The 1212-nt window shown below is 52.5% G+C and carries 3 protein-coding genes; 2 read left to right on the top strand and 1 reads right to left on the bottom strand.

Going from position 1 to position 1212, the window contains the following annotated elements:
- Together EV674_RS17870 and EV674_RS17280 are read left to right on the top strand one after the other, a co-directional pair.
- On the top strand, nucleotides 1-556 hold a 556-nt coding region (locus EV674_RS17870), incomplete at its 5' end, for an RHS repeat-associated core domain-containing protein (protein ID WP_243647388.1).
- Entirely contained in the window at nucleotides 538-957 is a 420-nt protein-coding gene (locus EV674_RS17280; RefSeq protein ID WP_132750529.1) for a hypothetical protein, read from the top strand. The genes EV674_RS17870 and EV674_RS17280, both read left to right, overlap by 19 nt.
- A gap of 57 nt (nucleotides 958-1014) precedes the next feature.
- On the opposite strand, the gene EV674_RS17285 is transcribed toward EV674_RS17280, so the two are convergent.
- Nucleotides 1015-1212, bottom strand: a 198-nt coding sequence (locus EV674_RS17285) for a transposase (protein ID WP_165887121.1), incomplete at its 5' end; no start/stop codon positions are given.

The following is a 1212-nucleotide window of genomic DNA, read 5'->3' on the forward strand; positions in this document are numbered from 1 at the left end:
GGGGTTGAGCTACAACCTGCATCGGTACTACGATGCGGTAACGGGGCGGTACACCCAGGCCGACCCCATCGGACTCGAAGGTGGGTGGAATCGGTACAGCTATGTGGGCGGAAATCCTCTGTCCCGTACCGACAGGCTTGGTTTGGCCACTGATCAGGAAATCAGAAGTGCGGTTGCCACGCTGCGGTGCGCGAATCCCGGTGAATTCGATAAATTGGCGAGGTCAATTACGATGGCCGACATGGGTGAGAACGGTGCAGGCATGACCGACTGGAGCAACAACATCACCTTGAATTCAAACTTGTATGGGGATAGCAAAACACCCGTAATGGACATGATTCGAAGTGAGTTCCTGCAGACCTTTGCGCATGAAATGCTGCACGTCAATCAAGGCATTGGCGGAAAGGCGATAACAAGAATCAGGATGGGAAATCCGCTTGGAGTTTTGCATCGCCAATTGGACGCGAAGGCCGAGGCCATGATTACGCGCCAACTGCTTGACCAGTACAACAAAGCACTTCAAAACGGAGACTCAGGATGCTCATGCACACGATGAGGAAGTGGGCTATTTTTTTGATGGCTGTACTGGTTGCAGCTTGCAATCATGTGGATGAAGTCACACCACGCCACTACGTTGGTTTGGTTGTTGGTCACTCTGCGCCATTGAAGATTGAAATTGCCAAGTCGTTGATAGCGAATCCTGGGAAACCTGTGCCGCAGGCCGGCCCGTTGCAACTGCCTCCACCGTCTGGTCTAGCCCCTATGAAATTCGACTTCGGTTGGGTGACAACAGGCGGTGCCATCGTGATTCAAAACACCAAGTTCGCAGTGGTCGTGCTGCAAGAGCCGACACTTGATCAGGGTAAAGTGACGTGGAGTTGCATCGTGCAACCAGCCGAAGCCAAGCCCAATCTTTGCGGGTCTGACTATCAGGATGGATTGCTACAAAATAAGTAGCTGCTTGCGCAATTTCTATGCGGGCTAGCGGCCTGTTTCTCTCTTAATTCTTAGGATTTATCCGTAAATAATATTAACGGGCAACCTGATCTTGCGCAGCGTAATGATGGCAGCGGCTAGGTGGTTGAGCGCCAGAAAGGTGTGCTCCAGCTTTTCGTAACGCACCAACAGCTTGCGAAACCGGTTGAACCAGCCGTGGCACGCCTCAACCACCCAGCGGCATGCCTTCTTCTTCGGGTTTTTCTCCTTCTGCTG

The organism is Simplicispira metamorpha, assembly GCF_004341365.1.
GTDB classification, from domain to species: domain Bacteria; phylum Pseudomonadota; class Gammaproteobacteria; order Burkholderiales; family Burkholderiaceae_C; genus Simplicispira; species Simplicispira metamorpha.

Excerpts from the sequence above, each read along its gene's own strand:
- EV674_RS17280 (WP_132750529.1), top strand. The coding sequence starts at position 538 with ATGCTCATGCACACGATGAGGAAGTGGGCTATTTTTTTGATGGCTGTA.